The sequence below is a fragment of the Paenibacillus sp. 37 genome (genome assembly GCF_008386395.1).
Taxonomy (GTDB): domain Bacteria; phylum Bacillota; class Bacilli; order Paenibacillales; family Paenibacillaceae; genus Paenibacillus; species Paenibacillus amylolyticus_B.
The window spans coordinates 2,249,837-2,270,220 of the sequence record NZ_CP043761.1; the positions used below are offsets into that span (position 1 = coordinate 2,249,837).

Sequence of the window (20,384 nt, forward strand, 5' to 3'; positions counted from 1 at the left end):
TTTGAGGAGGGAATCGAATGAACAACCTTTGTGTAGCGCACCGTGGATTTTCTTCTATTGCACCAGAGAATACGATGGCTGCGTTTCTAATGGCCATGGAACGGCCTGAAGTTCAGTGGATGGAGCTGGATGTGCAGTTGTCGCGTGATGGTGTGCCAGTAATCATTCATGATTTTACAGTGGATCGCACCACGAATGGAAAGGGTCTGGTTCGGGAAACCGATTGGGCAGATCTGCAACGTTTGGATGCCGGAGCATGGAAAAACAAGTCTTACAAAGGCGAACGCATTCCGGCGCTAAGTGAATTGTTAGATCGCTCGTGCGGCAGAGTACGTTTGAACATTGAACTGAAAACGCAGGGAGACATGTACCCGGGTCTGCCTGCGGCTGTTATACATGAAGTGAGAAAAAGACATATGCAAAATGATGTTGTAATCACCTCATTTGAACCAGCCGCTCTGATCGAAGTGAAGAAACTTGCACCGGAGATCCAGACGGGGCTGATTATCGATGCACGACCAGGTGATCTGTTAACTGCCCTGCAGCAGATGAATTGTACATTTCTCTCGATTGGATACACCAATGTAGACAAATCCTTAATGAACGATATGCGGAGTGCAGGCATTCGGGTGATGGCTTGGACAGTAGATGACAAGACCATTATGAAGAAACTGGCCGCAGTTGATCCAGAACTCATGTTATGTACGAACCGTCCTGACGTATGGGAGCTGGCATTTCAGGAGACGAGCAGCCGATTCTTCAGACCGTAATTACCCTAAATGCACTATTGAATCCAATAAAGGTGGTAATATACCCATGTTGACTAACATTCGCAACGTATACTGTGTAGGACGCAATTATAAACTTCATGCGGAAGAATTGGGCAACGCGGTTCCGGATGAACCAATGATCTTTATGAAACCTTCTCATGCAGTCGTGCCCCTGAGTGGTGAAACGCTTGAATTGCCTGCTACCAAGGGTGAAGTTCACTATGAAGCTGAGCTTGTCGTGCAGATCGGCCGGGGTTATGAGCCAGGTATGGCGGTAGATGAGCTGGTGGATGCGTATGCGTTTGGTATTGATTTTACGTTACGTGACGTACAGTCCGTGATTAAGAAAAAGGGCCACCCTTGGACAGCGGCCAAAGGATTCAAAAATTCGGCTCCGGTTACTGCATTTCAGGCGTTCCCGGGGGCGGCAGCTTTACTTGAGAAAGACTTTACATTGACCAAAAATGGTGAGGAAGTCCAGCGTGGTAACATTCGTAACATGATCTTCAGTTTACAAGATATTGTGGATTATGTAGGTCACCATTACGGCCTGGGGCCGGGCGATGTCATTTTTACAGGAACACCGGAAGGTGTTGGACCAACTCAAGCAGGAGATGTGCTCGAACTGGCATGGGACGGCGAATCCTTGGGTACATGCACGATTGGGGCAGCGCAGTAAGGATTACACATCATACCTGCTTGAGAAGAATAGGGTACAAGAAAGGGGCGTGCATACGCTCCTTTTTGCTGTGTTATCGCGGATATATGGTCTATACCTTCATCGTACGGATACGCTACTAAGTTACGCCAAGCTGTATGTTGTATTTGCGCTCTGTGTGACCAACTCTTCCAGTTCGGTTTGTTGTGCAGCATGTTGCTCCGAGCTGATACTTCCATTTGCGAGTCGCTCATCCAACTGCTCCCTGAGCTGCCTTACTTGTATAGCAATGACCTCATCCAAATTCCCGTTGTTTTCTTCCGTAATCGTCCTCAGTGATTTGCCGTTATACAGCTCCTGATACAGATGCTCTTCTGAAGGCTGATTCAGAGCGCTGAGTAGCTCGTCACTGCTTCCCTCATGAGTATCCAGGTCAACGATGGACCATTTAGCAGTAGGTATGGGGGAGATGGCGGATTGGCCCCATGCTGTTCCAGCGAAGGACATGGTGACAATCATTGTGCCTATAATAATGACTCTTTTCATGTTCATATGGATAATCCTCATTTCTGTAGTTGAGTACGAACTGAATCGTAGCTTGTCGTTGATGTAGTTGTAGATGTTTCGATCTGAGAATAGTGTAAACGGGAAACCTGAAGTGAAACTTAAAACAGGATAAGTAATTTAGCCCGACAGAGAACGACCGTAAAAGAAGATCACTAATATAATTCGCACTTGACAGGTTGGGTTAGTTGGTTATATGATGATCTCAATTATTTTAATACTTATTAAATGAACAGTGAACTAATTTGAATTGAAAAATAAATCGAGCTGATTGGACCACCAAAGGCTCCCGGGACTACTCCACTATGGAATGTCCGCGGGGGCCTTTTTTTGTTCGCTGTTGAAGTTTCAAACGATCAAGGAGGTTATGGAATGAGTGATAGGGACTGGGAAGCGTTGGAGCGGACGGATTGGTTATTTCGCAAAATGGTCAGACGATTCGTCAAGGAGCGGGATCGCATCTCTGTAGAAGGCATCAGCCTGCCGGGTATGCTTATCCTGCACAAGATCATTCGTGAGGGAGAACAGCGGCTTGGAGATCTGGCAGAACAGTTGGACTTCACATCGGGTGCCATTACAGCTCTGACCGATAAGTTGGAGAAAAAGGGACTCACCATCCGCAGACGAAAGGAAGACGACCGCCGGACGGTTTTGCTGGACATCACATCCAGCGGGCGGGAGATGTATGCGAGAAACAGCAATATCGGTGCCCGATGTATCACGCTTCTGTTTGAGGGGTTTACGAGTGAGGAACTGGAGCAGCAAAGTCGATTCTACGAGCGGGTAGTAGCGAATCTGGAGGGATTCTCGGACACGGTGCTGGAATTGGCGGAGAACAACGGGATACAAGAACATGATCGGTCCTCCACAATTAACCTTGAGCAGAAGCAGCGGGACAATACCGGGAAGAGTAACTATCTCAGTTATTGAGGTTGGGTCACAGTAACGACATTTGATATACCACAAACATTCTAGGGGAGAGATGGTCAATGGGACACTCAACAATATATCCAACTGGAGCGACGTTATACAATCCGGACAAAGCTTGGGGCGGTTATACCGTTTATCAGGCAGGTGAGGAAGGCGTAGTGTTGATCGATATGAATGGCAAGGAGGTTCACCTGTGGAAAGGATTATTAGGTTTTCCGGCCAAAATATTACCTGGCGGCTACGTGCTGGGCAGTACAGGTCGGAGAGATCCGAAGTTCGGTATTCAGGATAATGTCGATCTGGTTCAGGTGGATTGGGACGGCAACATTGTATGGAAATACAATAGCTACGAACACATCGAAGATCCGGGGTATGAGCCACTATGGTATGCCCGCCAGCATCATGATTATCAGCGTGAGGGTAATCCGGTAGGTTATTATGCACCTGGGCTTGCACCGAAGACGAAGAGTGGTAAAACACTTATCCTGGCTCACAAAAATGTGAGTAACCCGCAAATTTCAGATAAGCCATTGCTTGATGACGCCATTATTGAAGTGGATTGGGAGGGGAAGGTACTTTGGGAATGGCTGCCTAACGAGCACTTTGAAGAATTAGGTTTTGATGAAGCGGCTCGAAATGTTCTGTTCCGTGATCCGAATACACGTTCTTTCGGTCATTTGGGTGGTGGTGTGGGTGACTGGTTACATATTAATTCTGCTTCTTATGTTGGACCCAACCGCTTCTATGAAGACGGAGACGAACGGTTCCACCCCGACAATATTATCTGGGATGCAAGAGAGGCCAATATAATCGCTATTACAGACAGGCAGAGCGGAAAAATCGTATGGAGACTGGGCCCCGACTATACTTCAACTGAAGCGAAGCACATTGGCACAATTATCGGGCAGCATCATGCACATATCATTCCTCAGGGCCTTCCTGGAGAAGGGAACTTGCTTGTATTCGACAATGGCGGCTGGGCAGGTTACGGCCTTCCGAATCCGGCTTCCCCATTTGGATTAAAACATGCGATTCGGGATCACTCTCGTGTGCTGGAGATTAACCCGGTCACTCTGGAGATTGTCTGGCAGTATACCTCGGCAGAAGCAGGTTTCTCGGTTCCGACGGATTCTTATAAATTTTATAGCCCATACATCAGTTCCGCCCAGCGTTTACCTAACGGCAACACCTTGATAACCGAAGGTTCCAATGGCAGATTGTTCGAAGTGACAGCGGAGCATGAGCTGGTCTGGGAGTATGTCTCCCCGTACACGGATGGGCGGAATACCAATATGGTCTATCGCTCGTATCGAGTTCCTTATCAGTGGGTTCCACAGTTGGAGAAACCGCAGGAAGTTGCCATCGAAGCCATTGATGTCTCCACCTACAGGGTACCGGGAGCAGCACCCAAAGGTTCTGCATCCATCGTGAGCGTAGAGACAACTCTTCCATTTGTGGAGGGTGCAGCCTGTGTGGCAACGTCGGATGAAGGCAAGTCGGGTGGTTAAGCGTCAAGAATCATGACTAGATCGAATGGGGTGTATATTGTGAGAGTACCATCCATAATTACCGGCGTATTGATATTATTCCTGGCTACGGCACTCATATTATCCGGATGCAGTTCAAACGCAGCAGGATCTGGAGCAAAAGACGCTACCGGCAAGAATACCGATAATGTAAAAATTCGAATTGCAGATACAAGTACGAACCCAACGTTCAGGGTAGCCATTGCAAAAGGTTTTTTTGAAAACCGGGGCATAGATGCAGAGAGTATTACGTTTGGCTCACCGGCTGAAGGTGTAAATGCACTATTTATCAAACAGGTTGATATTGCGTACGGGGCGGACTTCCCTGTATTGAATGCTCTGGCTAAAGGGGAATATTCAGTCATCGCTTCTGCAGGCCAGACTACGGATGAAGCGGCAGCCGCCTGGAAGCTGTATGCAAGGGATGATATTCAGAGTGGAGCAGATTTGAAAGGCAAGAAAGTGAGTTTCATTCGAGGCACATTTATTCCATATCTATGGGATGAATATTTGAAAGATCAGGGGGTGGCGCTGAGTGATGTGACGCAAATTGGTCAGGGGGCTTTTGATGAAGCCTACATCGCACTGAAACAGGGAGACCTTGATGCCGCTTGGGTCATAGGTTCCGCGTTAACCGATAAATTCGATGCACTCGAAGGAGTACATCAGCTGACGGATATGTCTCAGACGCCTATACGCCTTGGTATGGGACTGGTATCAAGTAATGAATTCATCCAGGCAAACCCTGAAAAGATAAGTGACTTCCTTGCTGCGCTGGATGAAGCATCCACGTATGCCCAAGCGCATCCTGAAGAGGTTGCCGATCTGATGTATCAAGAGACCAAACAGCCTAAAGATGCCACGTTGAAAGATCTTCCGATCAATCCATGGGAAGTTGGATTTACGCAGGCTGCTTATGATAGTTTGGCGGGTCAGAAGCAATATATGGTGGACATTGGAATCATCGAACAGGATTTTGATCTCGACACCAAACTCAATCTGACTTCTCTCCAGCAGGCGTTTCCGAAAAAAGTGACATATAGTAAATAATTCTTATTGAAATGGGAGGTGTCCGTTATGTCCTTACCTGCAACTCAGCATACCATTCATATTGAACAGCTTCGGAAAACGTATCATGCCCCGACCAATGGGGATGTACATTATATCATTAAGGATGTCGATCTGGTTATCAAGGGAGGGGAGTTCTTTGTCCTGCTTGGTCCCAGTGGGTGCGGGAAGTCAACGCTGCTGAATATGATCGCGGGTTTCATCTCCAAGTCAGGTGGACAGCTCAAGGTGGACAACAAGGAGATCGACAGACCGGGCAGGGATCGGGCAATGGTATTCCAGCAGGCGGATTCTTCTCTCTTTCCATGGCTAACTGTGAGGGAAAATGTTGAATTCGGACTTCGAATGTCCAAGGTCCCTAAGACACAACGACGTGAGATCTCTGATCGATACATCCAGCTTGTGGGACTGAGTGCTCATGAGGGGAAATTTCCGAAAGAGCTCTCGGGTGGCATGAAGCAGCGGGTTCAATTGGCTCGGGTACTTGCGAATGACTCGGCGATCTTGCTGATGGATGAGCCATTCGGTGCGCTGGACGCGATGACACGGCGGACGATGCAGAAGGAACTGGTGAATATTTGGAAAGAAACTCATAAGACCGTTATCTTTGTCACCCACGATATTCAGGAGGCGTTATTGCTTGGTGAGCGCATAGGCATTATGTCCGTAGGTCCGTCTTCGAATATAACGGATATTTACCACAATACGTTACCTTACCCGAGGAACATCGCCTCGTCTGAGTTCAACACCCTGTATGACCGAATTCAAGGCCACTTTGAAGAATAACTGAGGTGATATGTAAGATGAAATGGTTGGAGAAAAAATGGGTGTCTATCCCGCTTCTATGGGTAACGGTCATCTTAATTTGGCAACTTGGCGCCCTAATCTATGGGCCTGACGTAATCCCTGGTCCGTGGCACACGATCCTGGGAGCACGAGAACTGATAGCTGACGGTACGCTGATGGAGTATATCGGAATCAGCTTCACTCGTGTACTGGCGGGCTGGGTACTCGGAAGCATCATTGCTATTCCGGTAGGGCTGATTATTGGCAAGGTGCATATCATCCGGCTGTTCGCCGAGCCATTCCTTAACTTTATACGTTTTATCCCGCCGATCGCCTTTATTACCTTATTCCTGGTGTGGTTTGGTATTGGAGAGCAATCCAAGATCGCACTCATTATGTACGCAACCTTCTTCATAGTTGTGTTGAATACACTGACAGGTGTGCTCTCCGTCGAAGAGGACAAAATCCGGTCGGCCCGCAGTATGGGAGCCAATGAACGGCAGATTCTGCTGCATGTGATTGTTCCGGCGACAACCCCGTATATCTTCACGGGTGTGCGACTGGCGATGGGAACTTCGTATATGGCCATCATCGGTGCTGAGATGATTGCCTCGAATGAGGGAGTGGGTTACTTAATCTGGAATTCCAGACTCTTTTTCCGAACAGATTGGATCTTTGTCGGACTGATTTCCCTGGGTTTTATGGGATTCCTGACGGATCGATTGTTCAACTGGTTTGGTCGCAGAGTACTCTACCGATATGGGGTCATTGGCGGAGCGAAGAGGGTCTAAATTAGGACATAGGAACATTGAATTCCAGACGTTACTTGAAGAGGGGAGTTATCCTGTTTTAACGTTTGATCAATAACCTGTTTTGGTACTTCTACACGAGGCCAAAACAGGTTTTTTGTGTGCTGTCGTAAGGAGTTTCGGCATTGGGATCAAACCGTGGTATAATTGAATTTCAAAAATACAATAAACGTCATGCGGGCTGTACATACGCTGCATGCAGGAGACATTATGGATTGGATTATTGGCGCCGTATGCGCTTCTATGGTGGCAGGTGCTGCCTATGCGAAAAAGTCGCTAACCTTGTCTGGCTGCCTGGCAGCCATCATGATGGGAACGATATATTACGGAGCGGGTAACCTGTTCTGGTTTGGCACGTTATTGTTGTTTTTCATTACTTCAACGTTGCTCTCCAGGTTTCGTAAAGATCGGAAGCAGGAGCTGGAGAAATCCTATGCCAAGTCAGGAAATCGGGATGCAGGACAAGTGATGGCTAATGGTGGAATGGGTATGTTCCTATGTCTGGGATACTGGATATTTCCACATCCGGCATGGGTGTATGCTTTCATTGGTGTAATGGCTACCGTTACATCGGATACATGGGCAACCGAAATTGGGAGTCTCAGTCGCAAGCCGCCGCGCTCTGTGTTCACGTGGAAGGTACTTACGCCAGGTGCTTCAGGAGGTGTTTCACTTCTTGGCACCGTGGCTGCAGCCGTAGGCGGGGCTTTGATTGGTGCGGGAGCATTCTTGTTTTCCTGGATCGCCGGGATCGAAGGGTTTGGTCTGTTTAGTTGGACTTTTGTCGGTCTTGTAGGCGGGTTGGCAGGGGCTTTTGCTGATTCCTATCTGGGTGCAACGTTGCAGATGATGTATCGTTGTACGGTGTGTGGCCGTGAAGTTGAGGTACATGAACATTGTGGGCATCCAACGGTTCGGGCTCGTGGCTGGGCATGGATGAGTAACGACCTGGTGAACGTGCTTAGCTCAGTGATCGGCGGATGTGTGGCGATTGGTTTAGGTAACATTTTGGCGTTGTAAGGGGGAGTACATTTGAGCACGGTACAGGGAGACAAATCGGAGGCTATTTTGGATGCGGCCTATGGTATTTTTGGCTCGAAAGGTTTTTATGAGACGAAAATGTCTGATATAGCAGACGAAGCCGGCATCGCAAAAGGCACCATTTATTTATATTTCAAAAGCAAGGAACAATTATTTATCGCAGTATCCAAGCGGGACTGTAACAGCTTTATTAGCCGCCTGGAATATGCTTTGAACTCACATGAGAACACAGGTGATAAACTTGGAGCAATAGCCAAGACTCACCTTACGTATTATTATGAGCGCCGCAATCATACCAAGCTCTTTTTTATGGCACCCAATAATGATCCGGACCTGATGAAATTCATGAAGGCATTCATGAATCAATACATGAGTATGGTGTGTGAGGTATTGGAAAGTGCAAGTGTACCTGAGCCTGTATTGCTCGCTGAAGCCTACATTGGAATTCTGGACCGGCTGAAGATGGATATCATGTTAAATCCGGAGTTTAATGAGGAACATCTGAACAAACGAATTGCTTTTGCAGCAGCATTGTTTCTGGACGGATGCCGCTCTTTTTTACAAGTTTAAAGTTAGTGCGCGGATGTACGTAATGTTGAATATTAATTTACAGAGAAGTGGGTACGAGCAATGAACATAATGACGGTAGAGCAAATTGCAAAAAGTTATGGCGAAAAAATATTGTTCAAGGACGCTTCATTTGGCATGGCTGATCAGGACAAGATTGGTGTCGTTGGGGTAAATGGAACCGGTAAATCCACGTTTTTGCGTGTGATATCTGGCATGGAACCTGCAGATGCGGGACAGATCTCGATCGGTAATGATGTACGAATTCAGTTCCTGGCGCAAAATCCAGACTTCAATCCGGATAATACAGTACTGCAACAAGTATTCGAAGGTGACAGCCTGGAAATGAAGACCGTGCGAGAATATACGGAAACGATGGAATTATTGGAACTGAATTCGTCCGATCCAGCGTTGCAAGAGCGGTTATTACGTTTGAATCAGCAAATGGAGCAGCTTCAGCTCTGGCAGATGGAGAGTGAAGCGAAGAGCATTTTGTCCAAGCTGGGTATTCGTCAATTCGATGCACTGATGGGCACATTGTCTGGCGGACAACGCAAAAGGGTAGCACTTGCTGCTGCACTAATTCATCCTTGTGAACTGCTCATTCTGGATGAGCCGACGAACCATATTGATAATGATTCGGTCGTATGGCTCGAGCAGTACTTGCAGAAGCGCCGCGGTGCACTGCTTATGATTACGCATGATCGGTATTTCCTGGATCGTGTGGCGAATGTCATGCTGGAATTGGATCATGGACGTTTGTTCCGGTATGAAGCCAACTATACACGCTTTCTGGAACTGAAAGCGGAGCGTGAAGAACGGGAAGCCTCTTCCGAACAGAAGCGTAAGAACTTGCTTCGGACAGAGCTTGCATGGATTCGTCGTGGTGCCAAGGCACGGACGACGAAACAAAAAGCGAGAATTGATCGCTTCGAACAACTCAAAGACCAACAAGGAGTCCAGCGCTCGGGTTCATTGGAAGTATCGGTTGGCTCCACTCGTTTGGGTAAAAAGATTCTGGAGATCGAGCATCTTTCCAAATCCGTGGGTGGCCGCACGCTCATCGAAGATCTGAGTTATATTGCCGTACCTGGAGATCGGGTAGGGATTGTCGGACCGAACGGTAGTGGTAAGTCCACGTTGCTTCAGATGATATCTGGCAAGCTGGAACCTGATGCAGGTGTGGTTGACGTTGGTCCTACGGTCAATCTGGGTTATTTCACACAGGAACATCAGGAGATGGACGAATCTCTTCGTGTCATAGAGTATATTAAAGAAGTGGCCGAGAATGTGAAAACGGCCGATGGCTCTCTGATTACAGCATCCCAGATGCTGGAGCGGTTCCTGTTTACCCCGGCATCCCAGTGGACGCCAATCTCGCGTCTTTCTGGTGGAGAGAAGCGTCGCCTGTATCTGCTGCGTGTGCTGATGGCTGCGCCGAATGTATTGCTGCTGGATGAGCCGACGAATGATCTGGACATCCAGACACTCGCTGTACTGGAAGACTACCTGGATGATTTCCCCGGTGTTGTCTTTGTCGTATCCCATGATCGCTATTTCCTTGATCGTACTGTGGATAAAGTGCTGTCTTTTGAGGGCAACGGTGCTGTACGTGTACACGTCGGCGACTACAGTGAATATGCGGAATGGATGCTGAAAAATGCGCCTGGAGCTAATCAAGAGAGTGACACAGGAGCGGCGAAGGTGAAGCAGTCATCGGAGAAAGCGACGCCTGCTGTGTCAGCGGCCAAACCGAAGTTGAAATTTAGCTTCAAGGAGCAACGTGAATACGACCAGATTGATGAAAATATTGAGAAGGCTGAAGCCAATCTTGTCCGGATTAACAAAGAGATGGAAGAGTCATTTAGTGATTCTGCCCGTCTGCAGGAGTTGATGGCGGAGCAGGTTGAGGCTGAACGTCATCTGGATGAATTGATGGAACGCTGGACCGTTCTGAATGAACTTGCAGAGCAGATTGAGCAGAGCAAGTCTTAATTTATAACTAAACATCGCCCTTTCTTTCTATAGTGACTTTATGTCGCATTGGAGAAAAGGGCGATTTTTTTGTCTGCGAATTTGCGATTTTATGTGAAACGTTCTGTATGTTCATTACGTTGTATAAGTAAAGAATTCCATAGAAGGGAGAGAACACCACACTCATGTATAAGGAAATTAATGAACAGTTGGCAGTGCTCAAGGAAAAGGGGAGAATTTACGAGAAATGGACCAAACGTCTGGAGAAGCTGCAAACGGAGGAAAGCGAATGGGAAGCAAAGGTAAAGCGTCGTCTGGAGCATCTCCAGAAGGAGCAGAAGGATGTTGATCGACTGAACAGTATGACATTGTCGGCATTTTTCTATCAACTGATTGGCAAGAAGACAGAACGGCTGGAGAAGGAAGAGCTGGAACTCATGGAGAGCAAGGCTGCATACGACACTGCTTGTCGCATGTTACAAGACGTACAGGAGCAACGAATTCATGTGGAGCAGGAGTTGGAGGGCGGGCGGCATTATCAATACTGGCAAAGCGATTACAACGCGCTGTGGGGGAAGAAGGAAGGTCGACTGCTGGACCAGGATGCGGAATTGCAACAGATGGCTGAGAATCGGGAACATCTGGCAAGTGAGCTTCAGGAACTGGATGAAGCTTTCCGGGAGGGGGAATACCTGGTCTATGCCCTTGAACGTGCCGAGAAGGCTTTGTCTTCGGCAGGTAATTGGGGTGTATATGACATGATGGGTGGTGGAGTGATCTCCACACATATCAAGCGAGGACGAATGGATGACGCTCAGGTCGCCATCATGGATGCAGGTAAGCGTCTACGACGTTTCCAGAAGGAGTTGGAGGATGTAGAGATGGCTGTACACGCGGATCTGCATCTGGGAGGTCTGCTTTCATTCGCAGACTATTTCTTCGATAACCTCTTCGTGGACTGGATGGTTCAGGACAAAATTCGCAAAGCCGAACGTCAGGTGAAGGATGGACTGAGTGCCGTTCGGAAAACCATGCATGTGTTAAGAAATGAAATGCGTGACCATAAGGCAGAGTTAGAGATATTGGATCGTAAGTATCATGCATATGTCGAACAGGCAGATTAAAAGAAATGACAACAAAGGCCCCTTCCAAGCACACCGAATTGTGTGCTTGGAAGGGGCCTTCTGCTTAGACGAACATGCCATGATAATTTCGTCGATCAATGATTCTTTTTTATTTGGTTGTAATGTAGGCTGTGAGCAATCGTGCTGTATTCAGGACAGCATCCTTATGTGTACGCTCCATGGAATGAGATGCGTGAACTCCAGGACCGATCAGTGCTGCACGGATATTGTTTCCTCCGCGCAATGCTGCGCTGCCATCTGAGCCATAGTGGGGATAAATGTCCACGACGTAATCCATTCCATCTTGTTTGGCCAGTTCAATGAGACGACTGGTCATATCGTAGTCATAAGGGCCAGAAGAATCTTTGGCACATATGGAAACGTCAGTTTCTTTACAGCTCAGGTCATCACCCATGGCTCCCATGTCTACAGCGATCATTTCACTGATTTCCGCAGGGATATACGATGCGCCATGTCCAACTTCTTCATAGTTCGAGATAAGCAGAGAGACGTTATGTAATGGTTTCCAGCCTTCTCGATGTGCAGACTCAAGGATGCCGAAGAGGGCTGCCACGCTGGCTTTGTCGTCCAGATGACGTGATTTGATATAACCACTCGGCGTGATGACTGCGCGAGCATCAAAGGAGATAAAGTCACCGACAGAGATCCCGAGTTTCAACACATCTTCCTTGGAGGAGACAACTTCATCGATTCGAACTTCCATATGGCTCTCGGTCCGTTCAAATGTGCGTGCATCCGGATAGACGTGTACAGACGGATGAAGGGAGAGAATGGTGCCTGTGTATGTCTTTCCATCCCGTGTATGGATGGTGCAATATTCGTTTTCGATACTTTGCATCGAAAACCCACCGACAGAGGTAAGCTTCAATGTGCCATAGGATGTAACCGAGCGAACCATGGCCCCTAGCGTATCTACGTGAGCGCTTAAAGCAATTGTCTTGGAAGAGTCCTGTCCGGGCAATGTAAGCACCGCACCGCCCTTGTTATTCAGCTCACAGGCGATGCCCAGTGCTGCTGCTTCCTTCCGGATCATCTCGATAATATGATGTGTGTAACCACTTGGGCTTGGTGTATCCAGCAATTTTTTCAGGAAAGACAGAACGTATGATTCATCAATTGTAAAACTCATTGTGTAATTTCCTCCTCGGATCGTGGGTATGGTGTGAAACAAAATACAGCCTGTCTGGGGGAGAGAATGTGATACTAACATTCCTGACTCGCCAGCAGGCTGTCTCTGATTGGTTACAGTGTTCCCGTAGGGTTTCCTTTGCGCTGACTCTGGATCGAATCATTCTCCAATAGGCTGTTGGGTTCATTTGAGTCAAGCGAATCCATCGTTTTGAAAGAATCGAGTGAAGATTGGCTTGTCGCGGAACTTTCCAATTCAGATACACGCAATTTCAGTTGTTTATTTTCACGTTGCAGTCTGTATTGGCGATAAATGCCATATGACCCTACAATAATTCCACCGATCAGGGTACAGCCGAGAATGAGCAAAATCAGCGGGATTTGTACCGTGTTAAATAACAGGTTGACTTGTACGGAATCCACATTAATGACCGCAAAGATTCCCGTGAGCAGTGCAAAAACAAGACCTGCTATGAGTGCCCATTGCATTTTCATGGTGTTGCCTCCTTGTTGAACAATTGAGAACTAGATATGCATTACCCAATATTCGGGTATGTTGCATCTTGCAATGATGATAAAATCCCCTGCCCAAACGGGCAAGGGATGCAGGTCACATGGAAAGACAACCTTATTTGGTTAGCTGCTCCATCTGTTCAATCAATTCCTTGAACACACTCATAGCTTCACGAATTGGCTGTGGTGTAGACATATCCACACCAGCTTTTTTCAGAATGTTGATGGAGTAATCACTGCCACCGCTCTTCAGGAAGCCAAGATATCGGTCAACCGCCGGTTGGCCCTCTTCCAGGATTTGCTTGGAAAAGCTTGTCGCTGCGGAGAAGCCTGTAGCATATTTGTAAACGTAGAAGCTGTTATAGAAGTGGGGAATACGAGCCCATTCCATTTCAATTTCTTTGTCGACAGCCATGCCTTCTCCGTGATATTTAACGTTCAGATCATAATAGATCTCGGATAACAATTGTGGTGTTAATGCGTCACCTTGTTCCGCACGTTCATGAATGATTTTCTCGAATTCAGCAAACATGGTCTGACGGAATACCGTTGTACGGAATTGGTCGGCATAATAGGTTAACAGATACAATTTTTCCTTTGGATCTGTTGATTTGTTAAGCAGGTAATCCATGAGCAACGCTTCGTTGGTCGTGGATGCAACCTCTGCCAGGAAGATGGTGTACTGGGCATCACGATACGGAAGTGTTGTATCCGAGTAATGTGAATGCAAAGCGTGACCCATTTCATGTGCGAGTGTGAACATGCTGTTCAGGTTATCTTTGTGATTCAACAAGACATACGGGTGAGTGCCATAAGCGCCCCAGGCATATGCGCCAGAACGTTTATTTTCATTCTCATATATATCGATCCAGCGGTTATCATATCCAGTCTGCAATGCGTCAGCATAGTCCTTGCCGAGTGGTTTCAGACCATCTTTGACCGTTTGTTTCGCTTCCTCATAGGTAATATCCATTTTGTATTCGTCTACGAGTGGAGCGAACAGATCGTACATGTGCAATTGATCCACACCCAGCAACTTTTTGCGCAGGTCCATATAACGATGCAATAACGGAAGGCTCTCGTGAATGGTGTCTACCAGATTGGTATACACATCCGTTGGGATGTTATCTCCATATAGGGACATTTCCATCACGGAAGGGTACTTCCGAACATTAGCATAGAACATATTTTTGGTTACATTTGCGTTCAAGGCAGCGGCAATTGTGTTCTTCTGTTTAGCATAGGTTTCGTATACCGCTTTGAAGGCACGTTCGCGAACTTCACGGTTAGGGTTCTCCAGGAACTGAATGTAGCTGCCGTGTGTCAGCTCGACTTCCTTACCATGTTCATCCTTGATTCTTGGAAACTTGAGATCGGCGTTATTCAGCATGCTGAAGATGGTCTGTGGTGCTTGTGAAAGGTTGCCTACCTGTGCAAGCAAAGCCTCTTCAGCTTGGCTAAGAACATGGGCTTTTTCGCGTTTCATCTCTTCCAGCGTAAATGTATAAGCAGAGAGTTTTTCGTTCGCAATAAATGCGTCCAACTGATCATCAGGCAGGGAAAGAATCTCCGGTGTGACAAAAGAAAGTGCTTCACCAACCCGTACGCCTAATTTCTGGGCTTTTTGGGACAGGTTTTGATATGTAGGATTAGCTGTGTCTTCATCTTGATGCATGCGTGCGTACACAAAGAGGCGTTCTATTTTGAGGCTGATCTCATCTTCGAATTCGAAGCAAGATTTGAGTACATCAGGTTGATTCAGTTTGCCTTGGAATTCGGAGGCCTTCTTGGTCAAAGACGATACTTCTTCATATTCTTGATCCCAGGCTTTCTGATCGGCAAATAAATCTTCCAGTTTCCAGCTATGTTCAGCTGGCACCTCGGAACGTTTCAATAATTGACTCATGGAAATCCTCCTTTGATGATCTGATGAATGGTTGGACGAAGCTGCCTTCGTCTCGCTTGCCTGTGCGGAGAGAGACGAAGGAATCAGACTAAGTACCAGGATAACAGATAGCGATTTCTGGTATTTCAACGGCCTTCCTCCTTACGATACGAATAATCTCGTATAGTATGACCTTAGGCACGTTGAAATATTTGAATATTTGGGTCCCCTTGATTAGGCTCCCATGTTATACAGAAAATAAACGATCAGGAAAAAGGCGAAACAAATGAGCAGGGTAGCAATAAGCGCCATTCCGCGTCTCAGTCGATCCGGGATGGAATTGCGTCCCAGAATAAGCACAATACCAAGGGAGAAGGCAAGGATAATAAAGATGACGACATTGCTAGAGTCAAGCTGCATGGGTTAGACCCCTTTGAAGGCAGCCATCAATTGACGCCATTCATCCTCACGGTTCTCAAAGTCTGCTTTTGGGAAACGGCGTTCAGCCCAGTGCATTAATGCAGGACGGCTTAGGAAAGTATGGCATTCTTCGCCCCACTCTTCCGAAATTTCTCGCAGTACGAGATATTTGCCTTGAACTTCTACGGTCATCATATTCCACTTGTCTGTTTTGTATATTTCATGTTTTTTTATCATAGGTAGTCTCCAAACTAACGGTTTTGGTAAAATGATACCGTACCCTACGATTCAAAGCAAATTTTTTCGACATTTATGGAAAGATAAATTGCAAAATGGAAGCCCATACAGTATAATAAAGGTATTCGCCATAGATGGCGATATTTTTAGGAGGTTTTTCATTTGAAAGGTACAGTTAAATGGTTTAACGCAGAAAAAGGCTATGGCTTTATTTCAGTTGAAGGCGGCGAGGACGTATTCGTACATTTCTCCGCAATCCAAGGAGATGGCTTCAAAACATTGGAAGAAGGTCAAGCGGTAGAATTCGAAATCACTGATGGAAACCGTGGTCCTCAAGCAGCTAACGTAAACAAACTGTAAGAATTTTTCCGGTCAACGGACTTCTTATATATGATAAATTTATAGCTGAATATTAAGAACCTAAGCACAGTCCCCCAAGGGAGGCTGTGCTTTTTTTGATTCTAAAATTTTCAGTGTAAATAACGGTTGAATACGGTGTATGTTCCCTGTGTGTTCAGGAGACGCGATTGGTCATGCTGGACCATAACTTCAATCCGAAACCGATCAGTGCAGCCAGGGAGAAAGCCATAGCGGTGAGATAGAAGGTTTGTCTGCCTGCATGTTCCAGCAGCAGTCCGCCTAACGTTCCGCTAAGAAGTCCCGAAGCACTGGACCAGACAATGGTGAACAAAGCCATACCCGTAGCTCTGTAGCCGTCCGGAACTAGGCGAATGATATAGCGGACCGCCGTAACGTAGAAAATACCAAAGGTCACACTGTGCATCGTCTGAATTGCAACGACAGCTGCTGGTGTATCGGATATGGACATGAGAAGCAAACGAACCGTATACATCAGTGCAGCAAAAGCGATTAGCGGCAGTTCTTTATAACGGTTTCCATACTTGCTGAGAAGTAGAAATATGGGGATTTCACTTACGGAAGAGATCAGCAAAGACCAGCCGATCAGCCCCTCGCTGGCACCCAAATCTTTTAGCGTGATGGTAAGAAATGCTTCGTTCATGCGATGTCCCATGGCAAGCAAAAATACACAGCCAAAAAAAGTAAGCACATCTCTGCGTTTCAGAATAGCCCATAACCCCGATAGATCCATTTTGCTACTGCTCCCCGAAGGTTGATCCTTCAATTGAAAACTGATCAATAGTGTAGTTGCAGCAAGACCAACGCAGACCCAAATTGTCCATGCTGGACCAAAAGATCCAAGGAAATACCCGATACTTAATGCAAAGAAGGCATAACCGATCGATCCGAAGACTCGAATGGAAGTGAAATTTCGGCCGTACTTGCTGGCCGTTGTAATGGCCATCGTATCGGAGAGAGGATAGACCGGATAATAGAAAAAGTAAAACAGGGTCACGAGTACAAATACCTGACCGAAAGTTGTTGCATTGGCGAGCATGATCCCTGTGATCAATTGACCACCAAGCAGAATGATCATCACTTTACGTACCGTTTGGTATCGGTCGCTGGCCATGCTCCAGAACATATTGGAGAACACAGAGATGAGGGGGCCAATTCCGTAGAGATATCCAATCTCAGCCCGACTGAAGCCCAGATGACTGAAGTAAAGCTGGAAGTAGGATACCACCAGAACGGTGGAACCAAAGATGGTGAACATGAGAGCCCGGAGCCAGTTCTGATCCGGGCGGGCGTTGTGACTTAATTTCATGATGAGAGACTCCAATCCTGATAACAATTCAATGATTTTATTACCCTTTCAGGGATGTTGATTTACGGGCTTTCGGCACGGACATCGTAGGTTCTTGCTTCGTGCGCCGGATGACAAGCCAGACAATGATGAGTTCGGCGAGCAGGCCAAGGGATTGGGCAACAGCGCCAATCATGCCGTTCCACGCAGGAAAGATACTAACCAGTATAAGCAGCACAATTACTGTGCAGATTGCATTCGCAGTTTGCGAACGAAACATCGTTTTTGTCTGACCGCGAAGCAGAATGAGGCCATTGCTGAAATCCAGAAAAGGGAAGATCAGCGGAAATAAGACGAACGCACGCAGTGTCCACAGACTTTGTTGCAAAAGTTCGCCCTGAACGCTCATGACATTTTCGAGTACCCATGGTCCCAAGGGGGTATAGGCAATCGACACCATCATCGCAAACGGAATAAATCCGGTGACAAGTGCGAATTTTCGTACCAGTTTGGCGTTCACAAGGTAGAAATTCAGCACGATCTGATGGATGTATGTAAAGAAGCTTAGCATCAACTGCATCAGACTGCTTGCTATGGCAAAGGACGAAATGGCTAGTGCGATCCCGGTCGTTTTGCCCAGTACAATGTTAATAACCGGTCCTATGAACAGCGCTACAAAGCTGGATAACAGCAGTGGCTTATAAAAGCGAAATACGTCTCCCTTGCTCTCGACGGGATGATCCTCAAGCTTGGCTGGCATCTTGCGCTTGATGCTGTTTCCTTCCAGAAAGCTGACGAGCGCTTCAATCATCATGCCCGCAGCAAAAATGATAGCGCCTACACGTCCACTGTCAATGCTGTCTGTGTATATGAAATAGAGGGAAAGGCCGTACATGCCGGCTAAACGGAATACCATACCGATGGTTAACCACTTGGTGCGGTTATTCGTAATGATGATCCCCTGATAGATGTTGCGGATCACTGAAAAGATACTCACATACATGAGAATTTCATATACGTCGATGACTTTGGTCAGCAGATCCGGACTTACACCAAACAGGTATTTGAACACCCCGGTACCAACGGGAGAGTATACGATGAGAAACCCAATGAGAAGCACACAGGCAAGAAATATTTTGGTCACAAACGTGAGGGCCTGAAAGGAAAGGCGATCGCGAACCAGTGCGGAACAGGTTTGCCGCAGCAGGGTGGAGGGGCGTTCCGTGAGGGTTAACAAGCTACCGGCGATGGCATAGCTGGCAATAACCGTCTCGGGATGAGCGGAACGTGCTAATGTGCTGTTTATGATGACGTGAGAAATGGTGACGAGAGAGGCGGAAATGCCAAGTGGCACAAAAAAAGAAAATAACCGTCTCCACGAAAGTGATTCACTTGACGACATGTCAACGACTCCTTTGATGGATGAAATATGCCTAGTATATCACAAAGTTTTGGGCGCGGATGCGATTTTTTATGCGGAATATGCGGCAGATCATTTGTACAATTAAGGGGATCATATTATAATAGGAATGGTTAAAAATCGCTCTAATACGTATTCAACCAAGTGGAGGCACATTTATTTTGAGCCAATCAAATCGAAAACGTCATCAATATCCGCGTGGACCGCTGGCATTGATGAGAGGGGTGTACAAATACACCATTCCGGAAACACGGAAGGCACTGAATGGATGGCGTGCTCAAGCTGAGGCGATTCCGAATGAGGAATTGCGTACACAGGCACTTGCCAGTCTGAAGGATAAACAGTTTCACTGTGAAGGCGGAACCGTCTACGCATTAGCTGATTTGCCCAACAGGCACATTCTGATTCCGCTGATCGTTTCATATCAAACTATTAGTGATTATTTGGACAATCTGTGCGACCGCAGCACGTCGATGGACCCGGATGACTTTCGTCTTCTCCATCAATCCATGCTTGATGCGGTAGATCCCGAAGCAATTCCCGTCAATTATTATGCCCTCCGTGAGGAGCAGGATGACGGCGGATATCTGCGGAATCTGGTGACCACATGTCAGGAACTGACCCGTCAGTTACCAGGCTATACGTCCGCCAAGCCCCAAATTCAGGATCTGGCAGGCCTATACACGGACCTGCAGGTATATAAGCATATCAAGCCGGAACTGAGAGAAACGGCACTGCTCGAATGGTGGTCGGAGCATCGTCATCGCACACCTCAGTTTCGTTGGAACGAATTTGCTGCTGCAACTGGCTCTACACTGGGCGTTTTCATGCTGTTTCTGGCTGCGAGTGACGATCAGTTGACTGAAGAGCAAGCGGCCTCGATCCACACGGCCTATTTCCCACATGTATGCGCATTGCACATTATGCTCGATTATTTAATTGATCAGGATGAGGACCGCATCGGGGGAGATCTCAACTTCTGCAATTATTATGAGAATGTGGAGACCATGCTGGACCGAATTGCTTTTATTGTGGAGATGGCACGCAGTGATGTACAGAAGATTCCGGGAAGCTCCTTTCACCGGATGATCATCGAAGGACTGATTGCCATTTACCTGTCTGATCCCAAAGTCAGCGAACAACAGGAAGTTCGCGTCGTATCCAAACGTCTGCTGAAAAATAGTCCGATCACAAGAATATTTTTCTTCATTTTCAGTCGCTGGATACGGAAAAATATGTAAGTCAGGTGTGATATTGCGGAGCCTGAAGTGAAACTA

General features: G+C 47.0%; 21 protein-coding genes. 13 read left to right on the top strand and 8 right to left on the bottom strand.

Annotated elements, in window-relative coordinates; translation table 11 throughout:
- Window positions 1-17: 17 nt before the first annotated feature.
- Together F0220_RS10190 and F0220_RS10195 are read left to right on the top strand one after the other, a co-directional pair.
- On the top strand, window positions 18-770 hold the full coding sequence (locus F0220_RS10190) for a glycerophosphodiester phosphodiesterase (RefSeq protein ID WP_091017547.1): 753 nt from the start codon (window positions 18-20) through the stop codon (window positions 768-770).
- A 46-nt stretch (window positions 771-816) separates the two neighbouring features.
- Window positions 817-1,449 carry a fumarylacetoacetate hydrolase family protein gene (locus F0220_RS10195; protein ID WP_105598105.1) on the top strand — a complete coding sequence of 211 codons (633 nt, stop codon included), beginning with the start codon at window positions 817-819 and terminating at the stop codon, window positions 1,447-1,449.
- Window positions 1,450-1,572: 123 nt separating this feature from the next.
- Here the strand turns inward: F0220_RS10195 and F0220_RS10200 are convergent, their stop codons facing one another.
- Complete coding sequence (locus F0220_RS10200) at window positions 1,573-1,980, bottom strand: hypothetical protein (protein ID WP_105598106.1); 408 nt, start codon at window positions 1,978-1,980, stop codon at window positions 1,573-1,575.
- Between the two features lie 384 nt (window positions 1,981-2,364).
- Here F0220_RS10200 and F0220_RS10205 point away from each other — a divergent pair, with 384 nt between their 5' ends.
- The 9 genes from F0220_RS10205 to F0220_RS10245 all read left to right on the top strand — a co-directional run bounded on the left by F0220_RS10205 (window position 2,365) and on the right by F0220_RS10245 (window position 11,817).
- Complete coding sequence (locus F0220_RS10205) at window positions 2,365-2,922, top strand: MarR family winged helix-turn-helix transcriptional regulator (RefSeq protein WP_105598107.1); 558 nt, start codon at window positions 2,365-2,367, stop codon at window positions 2,920-2,922.
- Window positions 2,923-2,981: 59 nt separating this feature from the next.
- A complete protein-coding gene (locus F0220_RS10210; RefSeq protein ID WP_105598108.1) occupies window positions 2,982-4,430 on the top strand; it encodes an aryl-sulfate sulfotransferase in 1,449 nt (482 codons plus the stop codon).
- A 12-nt stretch (window positions 4,431-4,442) separates the two neighbouring features.
- Complete coding sequence (locus F0220_RS10215; protein WP_105598109.1) at window positions 4,443-5,498, top strand: ABC transporter substrate-binding protein; 1,056 nt, start codon at window positions 4,443-4,445, stop codon at window positions 5,496-5,498.
- A 27-nt stretch (window positions 5,499-5,525) separates the two neighbouring features.
- Window positions 5,526-6,302 carry an ABC transporter ATP-binding protein gene (locus tag F0220_RS10220; RefSeq protein WP_074094443.1) on the top strand — a complete coding sequence of 259 codons (777 nt, stop codon included), beginning with the start codon at window positions 5,526-5,528 and terminating at the stop codon, window positions 6,300-6,302.
- Between the two features lie 17 nt (window positions 6,303-6,319).
- The gene (locus F0220_RS10225; protein WP_091017536.1) at window positions 6,320-7,093 is read left to right on the top strand and encodes an ABC transporter permease; all 774 of its coding nucleotides are present in this window, start codon (window positions 6,320-6,322) and stop codon (window positions 7,091-7,093) included.
- Between the two features lie 228 nt (window positions 7,094-7,321).
- Complete coding sequence (locus tag F0220_RS10230; RefSeq protein WP_105598110.1) at window positions 7,322-8,131, top strand: DUF92 domain-containing protein; 810 nt, start codon at window positions 7,322-7,324, stop codon at window positions 8,129-8,131.
- Between the two features lie 12 nt (window positions 8,132-8,143).
- Window positions 8,144-8,722, top strand: coding sequence for a TetR/AcrR family transcriptional regulator (locus tag F0220_RS10235; RefSeq protein ID WP_017689402.1), 579 nt, complete (start codon window positions 8,144-8,146; stop codon window positions 8,720-8,722).
- A gap of 60 nt (window positions 8,723-8,782) precedes the next feature.
- Entirely contained in the window at window positions 8,783-10,714 is a 1,932-nt protein-coding gene (locus tag F0220_RS10240; RefSeq protein WP_105598111.1) for an ABC-F family ATP-binding cassette domain-containing protein, read from the top strand.
- 164 nt (window positions 10,715-10,878) lie between these two features.
- Complete coding sequence (locus F0220_RS10245; RefSeq protein WP_105598112.1) at window positions 10,879-11,817, top strand: hypothetical protein; 939 nt, start codon at window positions 10,879-10,881, stop codon at window positions 11,815-11,817.
- Window positions 11,818-11,926: 109 nt separating this feature from the next.
- On the opposite strand, the gene F0220_RS10250 is transcribed toward F0220_RS10245, so the two are convergent.
- The 5 genes from F0220_RS10250 to F0220_RS10270 form a co-directional block, all read right to left on the bottom strand.
- On the bottom strand, window positions 11,927-12,967 hold the full coding sequence (locus F0220_RS10250) for a M42 family metallopeptidase (RefSeq protein WP_105598113.1): 1,041 nt from the start codon (window positions 12,965-12,967) through the stop codon (window positions 11,927-11,929).
- Window positions 12,968-13,080: 113 nt separating this feature from the next.
- Window positions 13,081-13,461 (bottom strand): LapA family protein, encoded by a 381-nt coding sequence (locus F0220_RS10255; protein WP_105598114.1) that lies wholly within the window; start codon window positions 13,459-13,461, stop codon window positions 13,081-13,083.
- Window positions 13,462-13,594: 133 nt separating this feature from the next.
- Window positions 13,595-15,385 carry an oligoendopeptidase F gene (gene pepF / locus F0220_RS10260; RefSeq protein WP_091017526.1) on the bottom strand — a complete coding sequence of 597 codons (1,791 nt, stop codon included), beginning with the start codon at window positions 15,383-15,385 and terminating at the stop codon, window positions 13,595-13,597.
- A gap of 213 nt (window positions 15,386-15,598) precedes the next feature.
- Window positions 15,599-15,784, bottom strand: a complete 186-nt coding sequence (locus F0220_RS10265; protein WP_036609669.1) for a hypothetical protein — start codon at window positions 15,782-15,784, stop codon at window positions 15,599-15,601.
- 3 nt (window positions 15,785-15,787) lie between these two features.
- Window positions 15,788-16,021, bottom strand: a complete 234-nt coding sequence (locus F0220_RS10270) for a hypothetical protein (RefSeq protein ID WP_017689395.1) — start codon at window positions 16,019-16,021, stop codon at window positions 15,788-15,790.
- 162 nt (window positions 16,022-16,183) lie between these two features.
- Between F0220_RS10270 and F0220_RS10275 the strand changes: the two genes are divergently transcribed.
- Window positions 16,184-16,381, top strand: coding sequence for a cold shock domain-containing protein (locus F0220_RS10275; protein ID WP_017689394.1), 198 nt, complete (start codon window positions 16,184-16,186; stop codon window positions 16,379-16,381).
- Between the two features lie 154 nt (window positions 16,382-16,535).
- Here F0220_RS10275 and F0220_RS10280 read toward each other — a convergent pair whose 3' ends face one another.
- Both F0220_RS10280 and F0220_RS10285 read right to left on the bottom strand, forming a co-directional pair.
- Entirely contained in the window at window positions 16,536-17,708 is a 1,173-nt protein-coding gene (locus F0220_RS10280; protein ID WP_074094449.1) for an MFS transporter, read from the bottom strand.
- A 40-nt stretch (window positions 17,709-17,748) separates the two neighbouring features.
- Window positions 17,749-19,089 (bottom strand): polysaccharide biosynthesis protein, encoded by a 1,341-nt coding sequence (locus tag F0220_RS10285; protein WP_105598115.1) that lies wholly within the window; start codon window positions 19,087-19,089, stop codon window positions 17,749-17,751.
- Window positions 19,090-19,268: 179 nt separating this feature from the next.
- Here F0220_RS10285 and F0220_RS10290 point away from each other — a divergent pair, with 179 nt between their 5' ends.
- Window positions 19,269-20,348 carry a tetraprenyl-beta-curcumene synthase family protein gene (locus tag F0220_RS10290; RefSeq protein WP_017689390.1) on the top strand — a complete coding sequence of 360 codons (1,080 nt, stop codon included), beginning with the start codon at window positions 19,269-19,271 and terminating at the stop codon, window positions 20,346-20,348.
- Window positions 20,349-20,384 lie beyond the last annotated feature (36 nt).

Bases quoted from the DNA above. Each gene is read 5' to 3' on its own strand.
- F0220_RS10190 (WP_091017547.1), top strand. From the start codon at position 18: ATGAACAACCTTTGTGTAGCGCACCGTGGATTTTCTTCTATTGCACCA.
- F0220_RS10195 (WP_105598105.1), top strand. From the start codon at position 817: ATGTTGACTAACATTCGCAACGTATACTGTGTAGGACGCAATTATAAA.
- F0220_RS10200 (WP_105598106.1), bottom strand. From the start codon at position 1,980: ATGAACATGAAAAGAGTCATTATTATAGGCACAATGATTGTCACCATG.
- F0220_RS10205 (WP_105598107.1), top strand. From the start codon at position 2,365: ATGAGTGATAGGGACTGGGAAGCGTTGGAGCGGACGGATTGGTTATTT.
- F0220_RS10210 (WP_105598108.1), top strand. From the start codon at position 2,982: ATGGGACACTCAACAATATATCCAACTGGAGCGACGTTATACAATCCG.
- F0220_RS10215 (WP_105598109.1), top strand. From the start codon at position 4,443: ATGACTAGATCGAATGGGGTGTATATTGTGAGAGTACCATCCATAATT.
- F0220_RS10220 (WP_074094443.1), top strand. From the start codon at position 5,526: ATGTCCTTACCTGCAACTCAGCATACCATTCATATTGAACAGCTTCGG.
- F0220_RS10225 (WP_091017536.1), top strand. From the start codon at position 6,320: ATGAAATGGTTGGAGAAAAAATGGGTGTCTATCCCGCTTCTATGGGTA.
- F0220_RS10230 (WP_105598110.1), top strand. From the start codon at position 7,322: ATGGATTGGATTATTGGCGCCGTATGCGCTTCTATGGTGGCAGGTGCT.
- F0220_RS10240 (WP_105598111.1), top strand. From the start codon at position 8,783: ATGAACATAATGACGGTAGAGCAAATTGCAAAAAGTTATGGCGAAAAA.
- F0220_RS10245 (WP_105598112.1), top strand. From the start codon at position 10,879: ATGTATAAGGAAATTAATGAACAGTTGGCAGTGCTCAAGGAAAAGGGG.
- F0220_RS10250 (WP_105598113.1), bottom strand. From the start codon at position 12,967: ATGAGTTTTACAATTGATGAATCATACGTTCTGTCTTTCCTGAAAAAA.
- F0220_RS10255 (WP_105598114.1), bottom strand. From the start codon at position 13,461: ATGAAAATGCAATGGGCACTCATAGCAGGTCTTGTTTTTGCACTGCTC.
- pepF (WP_091017526.1), bottom strand. From the start codon at position 15,385: ATGAGTCAATTATTGAAACGTTCCGAGGTGCCAGCTGAACATAGCTGG.
- F0220_RS10265 (WP_036609669.1), bottom strand. From the start codon at position 15,784: ATGCAGCTTGACTCTAGCAATGTCGTCATCTTTATTATCCTTGCCTTC.
- F0220_RS10270 (WP_017689395.1), bottom strand. From the start codon at position 16,021: ATGATAAAAAAACATGAAATATACAAAACAGACAAGTGGAATATGATG.
- F0220_RS10280 (WP_074094449.1), bottom strand. From the start codon at position 17,708: ATGAAATTAAGTCACAACGCCCGCCCGGATCAGAACTGGCTCCGGGCT.
- F0220_RS10285 (WP_105598115.1), bottom strand. From the start codon at position 19,089: ATGTCGTCAAGTGAATCACTTTCGTGGAGACGGTTATTTTCTTTTTTT.